We start from the raw sequence: 17,577 nt of genomic DNA on the forward strand, positions 1-17,577 counted from the left end.
CGGGCGGTGCGGGAGCATCCCATCTTCCGGCGCCTCCCGTGCGGCATGCGGGAGGCCGAGGTGCTGCCCGCCGATGTCTGGGCCGTGATCGGGCCGCACGGCGGCGTCGTGTGCAATCCGAGGCGGCGGGCCGAGGCCGGCGAGTGGGCCTGGGTCTTCGCACATCTGTTGCTGCACGCGGGTTTCGGGCATCTCGATCCGCGCGGCGTGCCCGGGCACGCGCTCGAGCCGAATCGCGTGACCGGCGACTGGCTGCCCGCGCAGCACCAGCCGGATCCCGTGCACCGGGCGGCCTGCTGCGCGATCGTCGATCAGTACCTGCGCACGGTGAAGATCGGCAGCGAGCCGGTGGACCTGCCGCCGCCGCCCGGCGGGGCCGACGAGCAGGCGCTGGCCGAACGGTGGCGCGGAGACGGTGTGCCGGAACCGTATCGGCGGCAGGACTTTCCGGACTTTCTCCTCGGCACCGAGGCGATCGCCAAGAACGCAGACCACCGCGCGCATTTCGCCGCAGGTATCGCCGAAGCCGCCCGGGACGCGCTGGAGGCGGCGGGGCGCGATGTCGCGGCCGGGCTGCGAAAGGTGTTGCGGCCGTGGGACAAGGCGCTGAACTGGTTCGTCTCCTCGTATCCGCTGCTGGGGGCGCTGGCGGCCGGGATGACGATCGTCGCCGATCCGGATGTGGCGCGCGGGTGGGACATTTCGATCGCGGCGGTCAATGCCGAGGCGGCCGAGATCTACATCAACCCGTATGCCGGACTCTCCACGGAGGAGTGGCGCTTCGTGCTCGCCCACGAAATGCTGCATGCCGCACTGCGTCACGGGGAGCGCAACCAGTGGCGTGACCCCTACCTGTTCAATGTGGCCTGCGACTACGTGGTGAACGGGTGGCTGGTGGAGATGGGCGTCGGTGAGCTGCCCGAGGGCCTGCTCTACGATCCGGAGCTGAAAGGGCTTTCGGCCGAACACATCTACGATCGCATCGCGGGCGATCTGCGCCGCATGCGCAAGCTGGCCACGCTGCGCGGGCGCGGGCGCGGTGACATCGTCGGGGAACCGTTGCCGCACGGCGGATCTCCCGGCCGGTACATCGATCTCGACGACTACTACCGCGGCGCGCTGTCCACCGGGCTGGCCTACCACCTGGCCGGTGGGCGCGGCCTGCTGCCCGCCGGGCTGGAGCAGGCGATCCGCGCCCTGGACCAGCCGCCGCTGCCGTGGGATGCCCAATTGGCGCGCTGGTTCGACGAATTCGTTCCGGTCGTGGAGAAGCGGCGCAGCTATGCCCGGGCCTCCCGCCGGCAGTCCTCGACCCCGGACATCCCCCGTCCGGCGTGGACGCGGCCCGACGAGTCGGTCCGCCTGCCCACCTTCGGCGTCGTCCTGGATACGTCCGGCTCGATGTCGGCGGCCCTGATGGGCAAGGGGCTGGGCGCGATCGCCGCCTATGCCCGCGCCCGCGACGTCCCGTCCGCGCGGGTGGTGTTCTGCGATGCCGCCGCGCACGACGCCGGATATCTGCCGGTCGACGACATAGCCGGCCGCGTCCGGGTGCGCGGCCGCGGCGGCACCCAATTGCAGCCCGGCATCCGGCTGCTCGAACGGGCCGAGGACTTTCCGCCCGATGGCCCGATCCTGATCATTACCGACGGCGAATGCGACGTGCTGCGCATCCGCCGTGAACACGCCTACCTGATGCCGGCGGGCTCGGGCCTGCCGTTTCGTCCGCGCGGGCCGGTCTTCCGCATGCGCTGACGAATCACCTCGGAACCCGCACCTCGGGCCACGCGGCCAGGGCGCGGTCGATGGTGCGCTCGAGGTCGGGTAGGGGGCTGCCGTCGCGGGCGCGGATGGAGAGGCCGAACAGGACCGTCGCGTAGAAGTCGGCCAGGTCGGCGGTGTCGGTGGCCGGGTCCAGGTCGCCCTCGGCGATGCCGCGGTCCAGGCGGACGCGGATGGCTTCGGTTGTGCGCGTGCGCTTTTCGATGAGAAAGTCGCGGATCTCGGTGTTGCGGGTGGTGTAGGTGGATCCGGCCAGCACGACCATGCAGCCGTGTGGCTTGTCGGGGGCGGTATAGACGACGGCGTTGTCGCGCAGCATCGCCTCGATGCTCGCGCGCGCGGTCGGTTCCTCGCGCAACGCGCGCGCGGTGTGCGAGCCGTCGGTGCGCGAATACAGCCCCACGGCCTCCCGGAACAGGGCCTCCTTGCAGCCGAACGCCGCATACAGACTGGGCGAGCCGATGCCCATGGCGGCGGTGAGGTCGGCCATCGAGGCGCCCTCGTAGCCGTGCTCCCAGAACACCTCCATGGCGCGTCGCAGCGCCAGCTCGCGGTCGAAGGCGCGGGGGCGTCCGCGTTCCGCCATGGCCGGATCCTTTCTGTGTCGATCGCTAAATATACCCCTTGACGTGGTCGCCCGGCGTCTGCTTGGGTTATTTATGTATGGATCGACACAGAATTGGGAGTGCAGATGAGTGACCTGTCCGGCATGGCGGCCCTGGTGACCGGCGGCAGCCGGGGGATCGGCGCGGCGATCGCCCGGCGCCTGGCCGCGTCCGGTGCGGACGTGGCGCTGACCTATCGCGGCGACCAGGCCGCCGCCGACAAGGTGGTGGCCGAGATCAGGGCGCTCGGGCCGTGCGCGCTGGCCATCCGGGCCGACAGCGCCGATGCGGCACAGGTGGTCGAGGCCGTGCGCCGGACCGCGGACGAACTCGGGCGCATCGACATCCTGGTCAACAACGCGGGCATCTTCCCGGCCAAGCCGTTCGAGGAATTCACCCTCGCCGAGATCGACGAGGCGCTGGCCATCCACGCGCGCGCCGCGTTCGTCGCCGCGCAGGCCGCCGTCGCGCACATGACCGAGGGCGGCAGGATCATCAGCATCGGCTCGAACCTGTCCGAACGCGCCCTCTTCGGTGGTGTGTCGCTGTACAACCTGAGCAAGTCCGCGTTGAACGGATTCACCAGAGCCCTTGCGCGCGAACTGGGTCCGCGCGGCATCACGGTGAACCTGGTCCAGCCCGGCTCGACCGACACCGACATGAATCCGGCGACGGGTGACCACGCCGCCGGTCAGCTGTCCTTCAACCCGCTGGGCCGCTTCGCCGTCCCCGACGACGTCGCCGCCACCGTCGAATTCCTCGCGGGCCCCGGCGCCCGCAGCATCACCGGCGCCACCCTTACCGTCGACAGCGGCACCAACGCCTGAGCATCGTCATTGGTGTCGGCCCGGCGTTCGTCGTCCGCCGGGGGCGCTGCGCGCGGCGTCATCGGAGTCGCCGGGACCTCCGCCCTTGACGCTGAATCACCGAAGCGGCCGGATCGGGCTGTCCCGGGTGTCATCCGAGTTCGCGGCGACAGTGGTTCAGGTCAGGGTTCCGAAATATGTTGCCGGGTCCAGGGTGTCGAGGGGTGTCCAGCGGGGTGGCGGGGTGGCCGGGTCATTGCCGGTGGGTGGTGCGGCGGCGCGGTAGCCCTGGAGATCCAATGCCAGCCAGGGGGTTTCGTCGATTCGGCGGGCGAGGGCATAGTAGGTCGCCAGGACGTGCAGGCAGCGGGGCGTGCGGGCCGAACAGGAGCAGTCGGTGCTGCGCGGCTGCGGGGCCACGGTGATGCCCGAGGCGGTGATCGCGGCGTGTGCGGCGTCGCCCAGTTCGACCGTGTCCGTGGGGATCAGCGCCGCGATGGCGGTGATCGCCCTGCCGGACAGCGGCGTCAGTTCCAGGTAGGTGACCGAGGCCTGGGCGCCGCGGTGGATCGATGCGCGCACCGCGGTGCCCTCGATCTCGGTGTGCACCCCCGCGTTGCGCGCGATGCTGCGGGCGCGGGGGAGCAGCGGCTCGGGGTGGGTCGTGCGCAGGGGTTCGGCCAGGCGGACCCAGTCCATGCCCCAGGCGGTGTAGCCGAATTCGTTGTCGGTCATATCAATTGCTTCGCTTTCGGCGCAGGAGGTCGAGCAGGCGGTCGTCGTCGAGGCGGGCCAGCGCCGCGACGGTGCCGGTCTCGGTCCCGGCGCCACCGGCGAGGTCGGCGAGCGCGGACTTGCGGGCGTGCATGCCCGCGATGTGTTCCTCGACGGTCGTGTCCGTGGTCAGGGTGGTGACGGTGACCGTGCGGGTCTGACCGATGCGGTGCACGCGATCCGAGGCCTGCGCCTCGACCGCTGGATTCCACCACCTGTCGAAGTGGATGACGTCCGCGGCGCGGGTGAGGGTCAGTCCGGTGCCCGCGGCGCGCAGGCTCAGGATCAGCACCGGCGGACCGTCCGGCGCCTGGAACTCGGCCACCATCTCGGCGCGTTCGGCCTGGTTCAGCCCGCCGTGGAAGAACGGCGCCCGCACGCCGAGCGCCTCGGCGCAGTACCGCACCAGGAGTTCGCCGGTGCGGCGGTACTGGGTGAACACCAGGGTCGGGGCGCCGAGTTCGACATTGTTGGCGAGGATGTCGGCGCAGACATCGAATTTGCCGGAGCGGCCGGACAATTCGTCGAGATCCCCCGAGATCAGCCCCGGATGGTTGCACACCTGTTTCAGCGCGGTCAACGCGGCCAGCACCCTCGAATGCCGTTGCGCGCCGGAGCCGAAACCCTCGGCCTCGGCGCGCTCGAGCACCTCGTCGTAGAGCCGCCCCTGCTCGGCGGTCGGATCACAGGTCAGATCGCAGTGAATCTTCGCCGGCAGGGTGGCGGCGACCTGAGACTTGGTGCGGGTCAGGACGATCGGTTCCAGCGTGTCCCGCAGCCGGATCGCAGCGGCGGCCGACCCCTCGTGGATCGGCCGCACGAAGCGCCGCCGGAACTGCGCTCGATGCGTGAATGCCTGCGGCGCGATCAGATTGAGCAGCGCCCACAGCTCGTCCAGGTGGTTCTCCATCGGAGTGCCGGTGAGCGCGACACGCGCCCGTGCGGACAGCGCCCGCGCGGCCCGGGACACCTGTGTCCGCGGATTCTTCAACACCTGGGCCTCGTCGAATATCACCGTGGCCCAGGGCTGTTCGGTCAATGCCGCGGCGTGGCCGCGCAGCGTCGGATAACCGGTGATCACAACCGAACCCGCGGCGAGGCCGGCCAGCGTGCCGCCGCGCCACGGGAGGGGCCGCAGTCCCGGCGCGAACCGCTCGATCTCGTGCGTCCAGTTCCCGACCAGCGACGTCGGGCAGACCACCAGCTGTGGTTCCGCAGCCCGGCCGAGCAGAAATCCGATGGCCTGCAGGGTCTTTCCCAGCCCCATCTCGTCGGCCAGCACGGCACCGCCGTGCAGGGCTGTGCTTTCGCGCAGCCAGGCGACTCCGCGGGCCTGATACGGCCGCAGCCGTGCGTTCAGCGTGGTGCCGAGCTCGGCGCTCACCGCCAGCGTTCCGGTCAGCGCCCGCATCGCCCGCTCCGCCGAAACGATCTCGGTCCCTGCGGCATTGGGCACCGCATGCGCCGCCGGCGGCAGCGCGCGGGTATCGTCGCGCCCCTGGAGCGCGTCGCGCCACGCATGCAACGACGGGCTGGGGAACGGGGCAGCGTCTCCGTGTGGATCGGCTGGCGTGCGTCCCGCTCTGGTCGCCGTGAGGGGATCGTCCGACGGCCGGTCGGCCGCGAGGGGCGATTCGATATCGAGCTGTTCGGCGTAGCGATCCGGTTCCACTAGAACGCATTCGACGTCCGTGATGGCGAAAGCACCGTCGGACGAGGGGGTTGCCAGGGCGATGGTCGCGTGCTCACCTCCCGCGGGCGCCGGGCCCGGGTGCCGTCCGGTCCATGTCCACAGGGCGAACATGTGACGGTCGGGCAGGTAGGTGGCGTGCAGGGCGGCGGGCACGGAGGCTCCTTCCCGGTCGGCGGGCCTGAGAGGCCGCTGGGGCGTGCGCGAGTCTTGGCTGGGCGGGGCAGTGGCGGGCAGAATGAGCCTCTCTTATCAACGTACGGAGTACGGTGTATTGTAACTCCGTACATCGTACCGAAATTCCGCGAGGAGTGCCGTGCCCGACGAATCGGCCGTTGACCAGGCCGCCCGCCTGATGGGTCTGCTGTGGCGCGAGTCCCTGCCGCCGCGGCAGGGACTGCGGGGGCCGCGGCAGGCCGTCACCGTCGACGAGGTGGTCCGGACCGGGATCGCCATCGCCGACCGCGACGGCTACGACCGCGTCTCCATCCGCGCCGTCGCGGCCGACCTGGGCCTGCGCCCGATGAGCCTGTACACCTACGTGCCGAGCAAGGAGGCGCTGATCGTGCTCATGGTCGATGCGGTCGCGATGTGGGACGCGCCCATCGATCCGGCACTCCCGGCGCGCGAGCGGATGGCCGCGATCGCGCACGGCGTCCGCGCCGAACTGCTCGCCCGCCCCTGGCTGCTGGAGGTGCCGCCCTGGCGGCAGGTGCTGGGCCCGGGCCTGATGCGCCGCTACGAACGCCAGCTCGCCGCGCTGGAGGGCCTGGGCCTGACGGATCTGGAGATGGATCGCATCATCGCGGTGCTGTCCGAGTTCGCCACCGGCAATGCCCGCATGGCGGTCGCCGCCGCCCGCAGCGCCGAGGAGATGAGCGACGCGCAATGGTGGGAGGTGTACGGCCCGGTGCTGACGGAAGTCGTTCCCGCGGAGGAGTTTCCGCTCGCGATGCGCGTCGGTGCCGCCGCCGGCGAGGCATACCAGGCTCCCGGCAACCCCGACATCGCCTTCGCCTACGGACTCGACCGATTGCTGGACGGTATCCAGATCGGCCGCCGATAGCCGTCGGCATTCGGTGCACCGTCGGCCGCGCGGCACGCGTCCTGCATCGTTTTCCCTCCGGTCGCGCGCGCACCTTCAACCGACTCGGTAGTCCGCGATGTCGTTCGGCGGCGGCCAGCGAGCCGCGTCGATCCGGATCGCCGCGTCGACTACTGTATCGAACGTAGCTTGCTGAGTAATTGCTGTCTTGTGGGAACGGTATCGGTGAGTTCCCAGGGCGGACCGCGGGATCGGTGCGGCGGACCGCCGGTGACGATCGGAAGGGCTCGCAGTTGAACTTTCGTTGGGCACGCCTCGCGGTCAGGACCGCGGCGGTCACAGCGGCCGCGGTGCTGCTCACGGCGATCGATATCGGGACCGGAACCGCGCGGGGCGGCGATCCGATCGTGGCGTCGGGCTCCCTGCTGGGTTATGTGTCCGCACCGGACGGCTCCCGGATCGAATCCACCAGGCTCCTGAACAACCGCGACATCCGCCTGACGGTGTATTCGGCGGCGATGGGCCAGAGCTTCCCCGTCGATGTGCACCGGCCGGCCGACGCCTCGGTGCCGCGCCCGACCCTGTACCTGCTCAACGGCGCCGGCGGCGGGGAGGACACCGCCACCTGGGATTACAACACCGACATCGTCAGCACGTTCATGGCCGACAAGAACGTCAACGTGGTCCAGCCGATCGGCGGCGCGTGGAGCTACTACACCGACTGGATCAAGGACGATCCGCACCTGGGTCGCAACAAGTGGAAGACCTACCTCACCGAGGAACTGCCGCCGGTCGTCAACGCCGCACTGGGCACCAACGGCGTCAATGCCATTGCGGGACTGTCGACCTCGGGCACCACGGTGCTGGCGCTGCCGATCGCGAAACCGGGCCTGTACCGGGCCGCGGCGGCCTACAGCGGCTGCGCCCAGACCAGCGATCCGATCGGCTCGAAATACATCCAGATGACCGTCGACGTCTGGGGCGGCGGCAACACCGACAACATGTGGGGTCCCGTCGGCGCGCCGGAGTGGGCCGCCAACGACCCGTACCTGCATGCCGACCGGCTGCGCGGCCTGGCACTGTACGTGTCCTCCGGCAACGGCCTGCCGGGGCCACACGACACCCTCGACGGCCCGTACGCCTTGCCCGGCGTCGGCGGGCTCGCGGATCAGATGATCATCGGCGGCGTTATCGAGGCAGGGGTCAACTATTGCACCCACAACCTCGCGGCCAGGCTCGGTCACCTTGGGATTCCGGCGACCTTCAACTTCCAGCCCTCGGGCACCCACTCGTGGGGGTACTGGCGGGACAATTTCATGCGCTCCTGGCCCGTGCTGGCGAAGGGCCTCGGAGTGTGATGCCATGGCCCATGGTGTGCCCACGGCTCGGGACGGCGTTTCGGGGACAGCGGAACGGGCGGCCCGCAAGGGGCCGCCCGTTCACGGGGTTTCATTTGGACGATTCAGTTGTCTCAGGTTGATCGGACGTAAGGAGCTGATTACAGCGCCGGTGCCGACTCCGTGTCGATCACGGCCTCGAGCTCGCGGAGACGATCCACGTGCTCGTTGGCGTGATGCTGGCAGAAGAGCAACTCACCACCTGCGGGAAGGACTGCGCGTACACGCGCGGCCGCACCGCAGCGGTCGCATCGGTCGACCGCGGTCAGTGGGGTGCTAGTCAGGGTTCCTGGCATGACTCCTCCGTCCTGGCTCCCGGTGCAGAAGACCGTTCGCCTGGTGTGGGGCTCGTCGGTCTACTCCGCGAGCTCGCTTCCGCTACTTCCCAGCAGGGGCTACGTGACTACTTTGTCAGACGTTTGAGACGGGGTGTTTGTTCCCGAGGATGTTTCACTGTGTTTTCCCTAACATGACCAGGAGTTTCGCTGTGCGCGAACAAACCTCCCAGGGCTGGTTCGACGCCCGCGAAACACCTGCTCGTTCAGTGTTCCCACCTCCGCTGCCACGCCGATCCAGTTGTCTGTTCGGAGATTACCCCGGGGCGTGGGCGCTCACACCCGAGATCCGGCAAACTCGCAGGCCAGGCCTTGTCGTTATGAGCTAAAGTCGTTTCATGGACGCCGTTTCCGCCGCGAGTGCCCCAATTGCCAACGCGCGCAGCCTGGTTCACCTGTGCACCCGGGAGGAATGGGATCGGGCGCGGGCCGAGGGCGTGCGCCGCACGCCCGCACTGGGTTCCGAGGGATTCGTGCACCTCTCTGCCCCGCGTCAGGTTCACCTTCCCGCCAATCGGCTGTTCGCCGGGCGCAATGATGTCGTTCTGCTATGGCTCGATCCGGACCGGCTCGGTTCGCCGGTGAAATGGGAGCCGGGAGTTCCGTCCGATCCGGACTCGATGCTGTTCCCGCACCTGTACGGGCCGCTCCCGGCCGCGGCGGTGGTCTCGGTCACCGACTACCGGCCGGGTCCGGACGGGACGTATCCGGAGCTGGCAGGCTCGGCGCAGTAGCGAGGGGATCGGTCGTGGTGGCGCGGGCCTGACCGTCGCGCCACCGTTCGAGCCGCAGCGAGATCAGCAGCGAGGCCGCGCCCAGCACGAAGCCGAGCAGCACCGCCGTCAGGTGGCCGTAGTCGGTGAACGTGTGCCCGCGCCACACACCCAGGCCGTACCAGACCACCAGCGCGAGCATCCAGGCGACCCGGGTGGCGCCACGCAGATGAAACGCCAGCACCGCCAGCACCGCCGAAAAGCCGTACGACGAACCGACATCCGTGGCCAGGACGACCTTCAGCGGGATCAGGTGGTGGTGCACCGCGTAGGAGATCCCGGTGACCACGATGAGCGTCGCGCCGACATGCCCGACCGCGAACACGAAGATCCAGCGCAGCGTGCCGAGCCAGCGTTCGGCGAAGGCCATGACGATCAGGAATCCGATGATCGTGCCCCACGGGAACCCGCCCTCGGTCCAGAACGCGGAGGCCACCAGCACCTGCACCGGCTCGCGACGCATGTTGTGCAGATTCGTCGACTGCGACAGGATCAGCCGGTGCCCGGCGAAATCGCTGATTCCGCGCAGCGTCCACCACGTGACGAACAGCGTGAACGCGTAGGCGCAGCTGGCGGGTGCGTCGCCGAGCAGGTCCCGCAGGGCCCGCAGCGCGCGGGTCAGCCGTTCGGGTCCGCGCCACCACTCGCGCAGTCCATGCAGGGCCGTCCCGGCGTCGACGGTCCGGGTCCACGGGGATCGGTAGCGGGTCAGCACCGAGGCGGGCACGCGATCAGTCTGGCGGGTCGGCCGTGGCTGGAGCAACAACGGCGAGGTGTGTCGGGAATCGGTCAGCGGCTGGGCCAGTACCTGCTCGCGCGCTGGCCCTGGATGCGGGTGAGGTCCGGCTCGTCGGGGTCGGTGATGCCGACCTGGAGGAACAGCAGGATCGTCAGCATGCTCACCCCGATGATGAGCGGGGTCAGCAGCTCGTGCGCCTGCGCACCCGAGGGCATGGCCATACCGTCCGAGCCCTGGGTGTGCATCCCGTACATGCCCGTGTAGTGCATGCCGGTGACCGCGACGCCCATGACCAGGGCTGTGCCGATGGAGGACAGGATGCCGTGCACGTGCATGGCGAACCACAGCGCGGCCGTGGCGGCGGCGATCGCGATGCCCAGCGACAGCAGCACGATCCACGGGTCGTAGCTGATCTGGGCGTTGGACTTCATCGCGAACATGCCCGCGTAGTGCATCGCGCCCACGCCCAGGCCGGTGATGGTGCCGCCGATCAGCAGCGCGGTGGGATCGCCCTGCCTGCGGACCACCAGTGAGAGTCCGATCCACACCACGGCGATCGCGACCAGCGCGCTCAGGATCGTGATCGGAATGTTGTAGCGAATGGTCGCGCCGTGCACCGAAAAGCCCAGCATCGCAATGAAATGCATGACCCAGATGCCCGTGCCGCCCAGTGCGAGGGCCGCGGTGATGATCCAGCCGCGGGGCTTGGGGCTGGTGCGGGCGCGGGTCATGCAGCGCAGTGCGAGCAACGACCCGATGACCGACATGAGGTATGCGAGGGCGGGGGTGAGCCACCCGTAGGTGAATTGGTTGATCTCCGACATGCCAACTCCTTGCTAGCGAGTCGCCGCAGGACCCAACGGGCGACGACACTCCCGCACATTAGCCGGATACTCACAGGTAGTAAATTTGAAGTACTTAGTTCCTGTAAATAGCTGAGTTTGCTGGCGGCATGTCCGCAGGTAACGACTCTGTCACGGCCCCGAGCATGTTGGATCGGCGTGTCGCGAGTACGTCAATGGCACTGGAGCGCCGATGCTTCGGAATCGGGCGAATGTCCGGCAGCACGCCCGGGTGCACCCGCCGCGCGGCGAGCTCATAGCCGAAAGGCATCGGCGCACAGCGGATTTGCGAGCGCCGGGCGGATGCGTGCCGCGCCCGGATCGACGGGGCCGTGCCGGGGCCACGGTTAGACGAAGGGCGCCGGGCGCAGATCCAGGCGGCGCATGAGCCGGTCGACCAGATCCGGGGGCATTCCGGGTTCGCGGCGAGCGGCCAGGGCCTCGGCGCGCCCGGCCTCGAGCACCTCGTTGCTGATCGCACGGATTTTCCGGGAGTATCGCAGCGGCTTGTCGGCATCCTTGACGTTGTCCGCGGTTGCCGGGTCCGCATGGGCCAGGCGGCGTTCGAATCCGTCACGCAGGCGCTGGTGGACCGCGGGCGGCAGCTGGTCGGTGACGGCGAGCTTGTCCAGGCGGGCCAGTTCGGCGCGCAGGATGCGGATCCACAGGTCGCGCTCGAGGGCGCGCTCGGCCTCGGTGTCGGCCTGCACGCGGCTCAGCCGCACCACCGCGGGGAGCGTGGTGCCCTGCAGCAGCAGCGTGAACAGCACGACCGCGAACGCGGTGAACAGGATCTCGGGGCGGCCCGGAAACTGCGCACCGTCATCGGTGGTCAGCGGCACGGCCAGCGCGAGCGCGACCGTGGCCACCCCGCGCATGCCGGCCCACCAGGTCACCAGCGTCTCGCGCCAGGTATACGGCTCGTCCGCGGTGCGGCTGTACCACCAGCCGCGGACCGCGGCGGTGCTGACCATCAGCCATACCAGCCGCAGCCCCACCACCAGCGCGATCACGATCCCCGCGCCGCTGAGCAGGCGCGGCCAGTCCGGCCCGGTGGCCGCGAGCACCGAGGACAGCTCCAGGCCGATGAGGCCGAAGGCGAATCCGGTCACGAGCATGTCGATGACATCCCAGAACGAATCGCCGACGATCCGGTAGTCGCTGTCGCTGAAATCGGTTGCGGCATCGGTCAGATACAGCGCGCACACCAGTACCGCGAGCACCCCGGACCCGTGCGCGGACTCGGCGATACCGTAGGCGGCGAAGGGCAGCAGCAAGCCCAGCGCAACCTGCCACGGCGCCTCCTCGAGGCGGCGCATGATGCGGCTGCCTACCCAGCCCAGCACCAGTCCGGCCACGATCGCGACGACGGCCGACAGCACGAACTCCAGGGCGGTGTGCCACGCGGAGAAGCTGCCGGTGACCACCGCCTGCACCGCGACGTTATAGAGCACGATCGCCGTCACGTCGTTGAACAGGCCCTCACCCTCGAGCACGCTCATCAGGCGCCGCGGCAGCCCCAGCCGCTCGGCCAGCGCGCTGACGGCCACCGGATCCGGCGGCGCCACCACCGCGCCCAGGACCAGCGCCGCGGCCACCGGAACCGCCGGATACCAGAGGTGGAAGATCACGGCCACCGCCACGGCCGTCGCGACGACCAGGCCCACCGCGCGCAACAGGATCGGCCCCGCACTGCTCGCGAACTGCTGCCACGACGTGCGCCGCGCGGCCGCGTACAGCAGCGGCGGCAGCACCAGCGGCAGGATCAGCTCGGGTTCCAGATTGATGTTCGGCACCGCCGGAATCACCGCGAGAATCAGTCCGAACACGGTCATCAGCACCGCCGGGGCCAGCCCGGTCCACCGCGCCAGCGGCTGCGCCAGGATCGTCGCGAACGCCAGAATGAACACCAAAACCAACTGATCCACGACCGATCAGTCTGCCAGCAGCCGATCGGTTATCGGGCTCGTTCATAATCGGCGTGCCGTCTGCCCTGGGCCGCACTACCATCGTCCGGCATCGTCAACGCCAGACGGACGAGGGAGAAGTCCAGTGGAACCCGGTCTGTGGGATCGCATGCCATCCGAGCTTCGCGCCCGCTTCGATGAGGAGATCCTCAACGGACGCAAGATCTGGGCGATTCACGCCGTGCGAGAACATCTGTCGGACCCGGTTCCCGGAATCCACGAGTGCCTGGATCTCCTGCAGGAACGGTGTGATGCGCTGGGCGAGCGGTAGCGGAAACGGATCGAGCCGCACGAACAAGGCTCGTGCGGCTCGATCCGGTGCGGAGCTCAGTCCAGGTAGTCCCGCAGGACCTGGGAGCGGCTGGGGTGGCGCAGCTTGCTCATCGTCTTGGACTCGATCTGACGGATGCGCTCGCGGGTGACGCCGTAGACCTGGCCGATCTCGTCCAGGGTGCGGGGCTGGCCGTCGGTGAGGCCGAAGCGCAGCCGGACCACGCCCGCCTCGCGCTCGGACAGCGTCTCCAGCACCGACTGCAGCTGATCCTGCAGCAGCGTGAAGCTCACCGCATCGACCGCGACCACGGCCTCGGAGTCCTCGATGAAATCGCCGAGCTGGCTGTCGCCCTCGTCGCCGATGGTCTGATCCAGCGAGATGGGCTCGCGGGCGTACTGCTGGATCTCGAGGACCTTCTCCGGGGTGATGTCCATTTCCTTGGCCAGCTCCTCGGGCGTGGGCTCGCGGCCCAGGTCCTGCAGCAGCTCGCGCTGGATACGGCCCAGCTTGTTGATGACCTCGACCATGTGCACCGGGATGCGGATGGTGCGGGCCTGGTCGGCCATCGCGCGGGTGATCGCCTGACGGATCCACCAGGTGGCGTACGTGGAGAACTTGTAGCCCTTGGTGTAGTCGAACTTCTCGACCGCGCGGATCAGGCCCAGGTTGCCCTCCTGGATCAGATCCAGGAACGCCATGCCGCGGCCGGTGTAGCGCTTGGCCAGCGAGACGACCAGACGCAGGTTGGCCTCGAGCAGATGGTTCTTGGCGCGGTTGCCGTCGCGCATGATCCAGTTCAGATCGCGGCGCGTGGTGACGGGCAGCTTCTCGGTCTTCTCGCTCAGCTCGCGGAACTTCTCGGTGGCATAGAGCCCCGCCTCGATGCGCTTGGCGAGCTCCACCTCCTCCTCCGCGTTGAGCAGGGCGACCTTACCGATCTGCTTGAGGTAGGCGCGCACCGAGTCGGCCGAGGCGGTGAGTTCGGCGTCCTTGCGGGCCTGGCGCAGCGCCTCGGACTCCTCCTCGTCCCAGACGAAGTCGCCCGAGGCCTTGTCGGCGGCCGAGGGCTCCTCGGCCTCCTCTTCGGCCTCCTCCTCGACGGCGTCCTCGACGACCTCCTCCTCGACGAGGTCGTCCTCGGACACGTCGATGTCACCGAGATCCTCGAGGTCGATGGCCTCTTCGTCGAGGTTCTCTTCGCCCTCGGTCTCGGGGCCGGCCTTCTTGGTCGTCGCCTTCTTGGCCGGAGCCTTCTTGGCCGCGGCCTTGGCGCCGACCTTCTTGGCCGGCGCCTTCTTCGCGGCGGCGGCCTTCTTGGCTGGGGCCTTCTTGGCCGGGGCCTTGCGGACCGGCCGTGCGGCAGTGTTGTCTGCGGAGTCGGCCTCGGGGGCCGAATCGGCGGTCTCTCGGGTATTCGTGGCTACCACGTACGCCCTTTCGTGACGGTCTCGTGCGGCGTCACGCCAGAGTGAGTCATTCCGGCGGAGCGGTTCTGTCGGGGGTATCCCGGCTCTCGTGCCGGGGTCGGTTCCGGCTCACCGCCGGGCATGCGTTCCATTGTAACTATCTAAACGGAATGCCCGCCTTCGCCTCGCTGGCGCTCGGCTCCGGCGACCATTCCAGATGGCTGTGCCTATTGTCGCTCGCTGCGCTCGCCTATGGCGCGATACCGGCATCGACTGCCATCGCGGCCCCGACGATACCCGCGGTATTGCGCAGATGCGCGGCCACCACGGGGGTTCGATTGCCCAGCAAGGGGATCCAGTGCTCGGCGTCGCGGCTGATGCCGCCACCGGCCACGAAGACATCCGGCCACAGCAGGTTTTCCAAGGTCACCAGCACCTTGGTAACCTCCGCGGCCCACTCCTTGTAGGACAGATTCTTTCGTTCCTTGACCGAGGAGGCGGCCCGGTGCTCGGCCTCCTTGCCGTGGATCTCCATGTGCCCGAATTCGGTGTTCGGCATCAGCGTGCCGTGGTACATCAGCGCCGAGCCGATGCCCGTGCCGAAGGTCAGGAGCATGACCAGGCCCTTGATGTTCTTGGCCGCGCCGTACTGGTCCTCGGCCATGCCGGCGGCATCGGCATCGTTGAGCACCACTACCTCGCGCCCGCCCAGGGCCAGCGAGAACAGCTGGTGTGCATCGGTGTCCACCCAGCTCTTGTCGATGTTGGCCGCGGTGCGGGCGATGCCGTTGACCACGACGCTGGGCAGCGTGATACCGACCGGCCCGTCCCAGTCGGCCTGGGCGACCAGCTTGGCCACCGTCTCGGCGACGGCGTTCGGGGTCGCCGGCTGCGGCGTGGCCATTTTGATGCGCTCGTGGGCGAGGTCGCCGGTGGCCAGATCGACCACGGCGCCCTTGACGCCACTCCCTCCGATGTCGATACCGAAGGCTTGGCCCCGAGTGGACATTGACGACTCCTCGTTCCTGTGAGGTCGGCGCAAACGACTGCGCGCGGCACAATACACGCCGATGTGCGGTGGAGTGCGCGACGGACGGACTGTGTCGTGCACGACAAGCCTAATGCGAGCAATGGGCATTCTGTGGTCCGATGGGGGTCGTGCACGATATCAACCCTGCGGTTCCGAACCCCGACGTCGACGAAATCGCCGAATTGCGGCGTGTCGCAATACATCTCGCACGGACGGCGGCCGCGCACGTGCGGCTGCGCCGGACTCAGGTCAGCAGTGCGGCGGGCGCGTTGCACGCCGACGCCGTGCAGTCCAAGAGCACCCCGACCGATCCGGTCACCGTCGTGGACACCGAGACCGAGGAGCTGATCCGCAGCCTGCTCGCGCGGCTGCGGCCCGGGGAGCGCGTCCTCGGCGAGGAGGGCGGCGGCAGCATCGAGGAGGGCGCCGCGGACATCGTCTGGGTCGTGGACCCGATCGACGGCACGGTGAACTTCCTGTACGGCATCCCGGCGTATTCGGTGTCGGTGGCCGCCATGCGGGACGGGCGGTCGCTGGCCGGCGCGGTCGCCGACGTCGTCCGCGGGCGGGTCTACAGCGCGGGCCTGGGCGCGGGCGCCGAGCGGACCGATGCGGACGGCACGACGAGCGCGCTGCGCTGCGCGGAGGTCGGCTCGGTCGAAATGGCGCTGCTGGCCACGGGATTCGGCTACGGCGTGCACCGCCGGACGCGGCAAGGTGAGCTGATCGCGCAGGTGCTGCCGCGGGTGCGTGACATCCGGCGGGTCGGTTCGGCCGCGCTGGATCTGTGCATGGTCGCCTCCGGTCTGGTGGACGCCCACTACGAGCACGGCCTCAACACCTGGGACTGGGCCGCGGGCGCGCTGATCGCCGCCGAGGCCGGCGCCCGGCTCACGCTGCCCGCGGCCGGGACGGTCGCCAAGACCGGTGAACTCGTGGTCGCCGCGGCGCCGGGCATAGCCGCCGAATTGATCGAATTGTTCGACCGCTTGGGCGTGTCGGAGGCGATTCCGGAGCCGTGACGAGGGTCGCCGACGCCCCGGCCCGGGTCAGCAGCTGGCGGCGCGGGCGGCCGAGAGGAGCCCCGAATCTATCGAGGGGTTGCCCGGCGCCGGGCTCTTCAGCGACTTGAGCACCTCCTCGGCGTTGTCGCTGGGCTGGATGTCGTTGCCGAACAGCGTTCCCAGCGCCAGGTCGACGGTGTTGTCGGTGCGCTGGTCCTCGATCAGCTCGGCACACGGCGCGACCAGCTGCACCGCGGCGGCCGCGGGACGGCCGTTGACGCCGAAGCGGATCTGGCCGGTGCAGTTCAGGTCGCCGTTCGTGTAGACCGGATCATTGGCGTACACCGGCGGGGGCGGGCTGGCGAATCCGTAGTCGCTCAGGCCCGTGGCGATGTGCTCGGCCAGGCCGCGCTCGCCAGAGGCGTTGTATACGCGGACCTTCGCCTGGGCGAGGGCTGCCGGTTCCACGTCGTGCAGGCGCGAGGGCGAGACGCGCTCGCCCAGCGGTGCGGGCTTCGGCGCGTCGGGTCCCGAGGCGGGGCTGGGGGAGTTGCAGGCCATCGCCGTGTGCGAGTGGTCCTGGGTCGTCAGCGCCTTGATCCAGACGATTGCGCAGATCAGCGTCAGGATCGCCACCATGGCGACCCAGGGCTGATAGCGGCGCCGGGTGAAGGGGCGCCCCTTCTTGTCGGTCGTGCTGCCTTCGGTGATCAGTGAAACCACACGCACACCTTACGAGTTGGGGCGGCGGTTCCTCGCATGCGTGCCGCCGAGCGCGTGGCGCCCCTTCGGTATCCGTCTCGTGTCGCGTCGATAACGGTTTGCATGAGCGGTGACCACGGAATCGCCTCGGCCCGGCCCTGCGATGACGATTGACCCTCAGTTTCGACTCGCGAGTGTTTTGATTGCGACTTTTGCCTCCGCGTCCGCTATTGTCTGGCGGCCTGATTCGAATCGACCGAGGTGAATCAGGGGTGCGTTATCGGGAACAACGAGGGCATGTCCTGCGTTAACCGAGCGCGATCCGGAACGGATTCCGCAGATCCGGACCGGTGTGCGACCGGTGTACACGTGACGTACACCACCGGCGGAGCGGTACTCGCCGAGC

17 protein-coding genes are annotated in these 17,577 nt (G+C 69.1%); 7 read left to right on the forward strand and 10 right to left on the reverse strand.

The window, feature by feature from the left end; all coding sequences use genetic code 11:
* Window positions 1–6: 6 nt before the first annotated feature.
* The gene (locus KO481_RS44130; RefSeq protein WP_215922005.1) at window positions 7–1,755 is read left to right on the forward strand and encodes a vWA domain-containing protein; all 1,749 of its coding nucleotides are present in this window, start codon (window positions 7–9) and stop codon (window positions 1,753–1,755) included.
* A 4-nt stretch (window positions 1,756–1,759) separates the two neighbouring features.
* Here KO481_RS44130 and KO481_RS31010 read toward each other — a convergent pair whose 3' ends face one another.
* The gene (locus KO481_RS31010) at window positions 1,760–2,368 is read right to left on the reverse strand and encodes a TetR/AcrR family transcriptional regulator (protein WP_215922006.1); all 609 of its coding nucleotides are present in this window, start codon (window positions 2,366–2,368) and stop codon (window positions 1,760–1,762) included.
* 105 nt (window positions 2,369–2,473) lie between these two features.
* On the opposite strand from KO481_RS31010, the gene KO481_RS31015 reads away from it, so the two are divergent.
* On the forward strand, window positions 2,474–3,214 hold the full coding sequence (locus KO481_RS31015; RefSeq protein WP_215922007.1) for an SDR family NAD(P)-dependent oxidoreductase: 741 nt from the start codon (window positions 2,474–2,476) through the stop codon (window positions 3,212–3,214).
* Window positions 3,215–3,370: 156 nt separating this feature from the next.
* On the opposite strand, the gene KO481_RS31020 is transcribed toward KO481_RS31015, so the two are convergent.
* Both KO481_RS31020 and KO481_RS31025 read right to left on the reverse strand, forming a co-directional pair.
* Window positions 3,371–3,928 (reverse strand): hypothetical protein, encoded by a 558-nt coding sequence (locus tag KO481_RS31020; protein WP_215922008.1) that lies wholly within the window; start codon window positions 3,926–3,928, stop codon window positions 3,371–3,373.
* Between the two features lies 1 nt (window position 3,929).
* The gene (locus KO481_RS31025) at window positions 3,930–5,771 is read right to left on the reverse strand and encodes a DEAD/DEAH box helicase (RefSeq protein WP_215922092.1); all 1,842 of its coding nucleotides are present in this window, start codon (window positions 5,769–5,771) and stop codon (window positions 3,930–3,932) included.
* Window positions 5,772–6,012: 241 nt separating this feature from the next.
* Here KO481_RS31025 and KO481_RS31030 point away from each other — a divergent pair, with 241 nt between their 5' ends.
* Entirely contained in the window at window positions 6,013–6,723 is a 711-nt protein-coding gene (locus tag KO481_RS31030) for a TetR/AcrR family transcriptional regulator C-terminal domain-containing protein (RefSeq protein ID WP_215922093.1), read from the forward strand.
* A gap of 272 nt (window positions 6,724–6,995) precedes the next feature.
* On the forward strand, window positions 6,996–8,060 hold the full coding sequence (locus tag KO481_RS31035) for an alpha/beta hydrolase (protein ID WP_372452151.1): 1,065 nt from the start codon (window positions 6,996–6,998) through the stop codon (window positions 8,058–8,060).
* 140 nt (window positions 8,061–8,200) lie between these two features.
* Here the strand turns inward: KO481_RS31035 and KO481_RS43490 are convergent, their stop codons facing one another.
* Complete coding sequence (locus tag KO481_RS43490; protein WP_245401709.1) at window positions 8,201–8,395, reverse strand: DUF7455 domain-containing protein; 195 nt, start codon at window positions 8,393–8,395, stop codon at window positions 8,201–8,203.
* Window positions 8,396–8,772: 377 nt separating this feature from the next.
* Here KO481_RS43490 and KO481_RS31040 point away from each other — a divergent pair, with 377 nt between their 5' ends.
* Complete coding sequence (locus tag KO481_RS31040) at window positions 8,773–9,168, forward strand: DUF952 domain-containing protein (protein WP_215922009.1); 396 nt, start codon at window positions 8,773–8,775, stop codon at window positions 9,166–9,168.
* Here KO481_RS31040 and KO481_RS31045 read toward each other — a convergent pair.
* The 3 genes from KO481_RS31045 to KO481_RS31055 form a co-directional block, all read right to left on the reverse strand.
* Window positions 9,107–9,934 carry a rhomboid-like protein gene (locus tag KO481_RS31045; RefSeq protein WP_215922010.1) on the reverse strand — a complete coding sequence of 276 codons (828 nt, stop codon included), beginning with the start codon at window positions 9,932–9,934 and terminating at the stop codon, window positions 9,107–9,109. The genes KO481_RS31040 and KO481_RS31045 overlap by 62 nt on opposite strands.
* Before the next feature lie 62 nt (window positions 9,935–9,996).
* Window positions 9,997–10,770: an MHYT domain-containing protein gene (locus KO481_RS31050; RefSeq protein ID WP_215922011.1), complete on the reverse strand. Its 774-nt coding sequence runs from the start codon at window positions 10,768–10,770 to the stop codon at window positions 9,997–9,999.
* Window positions 10,771–11,135: 365 nt separating this feature from the next.
* Window positions 11,136–12,716, reverse strand: coding sequence for a Na+/H+ antiporter (locus KO481_RS31055; RefSeq protein WP_215922012.1), 1,581 nt, complete (start codon window positions 12,714–12,716; stop codon window positions 11,136–11,138).
* A 148-nt stretch (window positions 12,717–12,864) separates the two neighbouring features.
* Here KO481_RS31055 and KO481_RS31060 point away from each other — a divergent pair, with 148 nt between their 5' ends.
* The gene (locus KO481_RS31060) at window positions 12,865–13,026 is read left to right on the forward strand and encodes a hypothetical protein (RefSeq protein WP_215922013.1); all 162 of its coding nucleotides are present in this window, start codon (window positions 12,865–12,867) and stop codon (window positions 13,024–13,026) included.
* Window positions 13,027–13,082: 56 nt separating this feature from the next.
* Here KO481_RS31060 and KO481_RS31065 read toward each other — a convergent pair whose 3' ends face one another.
* A complete protein-coding gene (locus KO481_RS31065; protein ID WP_215922095.1) occupies window positions 13,083–14,534 on the reverse strand; it encodes an RNA polymerase sigma factor in 1,452 nt (483 codons plus the stop codon).
* Window positions 14,535–14,685: 151 nt separating this feature from the next.
* On the reverse strand, window positions 14,686–15,444 hold the full coding sequence (ppgK, locus tag KO481_RS31070) for a polyphosphate--glucose phosphotransferase (protein ID WP_215922014.1): 759 nt from the start codon (window positions 15,442–15,444) through the stop codon (window positions 14,686–14,688).
* A gap of 140 nt (window positions 15,445–15,584) precedes the next feature.
* Between ppgK and KO481_RS31075 the strand changes: the two genes are divergently transcribed.
* A complete protein-coding gene (locus tag KO481_RS31075; protein ID WP_215922015.1) occupies window positions 15,585–16,487 on the forward strand; it encodes an inositol monophosphatase family protein in 903 nt (300 codons plus the stop codon).
* Between the two features lie 27 nt (window positions 16,488–16,514).
* Here the strand turns inward: KO481_RS31075 and cei are convergent, their stop codons facing one another.
* Window positions 16,515–17,192, reverse strand: coding sequence for an envelope integrity protein Cei (gene cei, locus KO481_RS31080; protein WP_215922016.1), 678 nt, complete (start codon window positions 17,190–17,192; stop codon window positions 16,515–16,517).
* Window positions 17,193–17,577 lie beyond the last annotated feature (385 nt).

It is taken from the genome of Nocardia albiluteola (assembly GCF_018860155.1).
Lineage (GTDB): Bacteria > Actinomycetota > Actinomycetes > Mycobacteriales > Mycobacteriaceae > Nocardia > Nocardia albiluteola.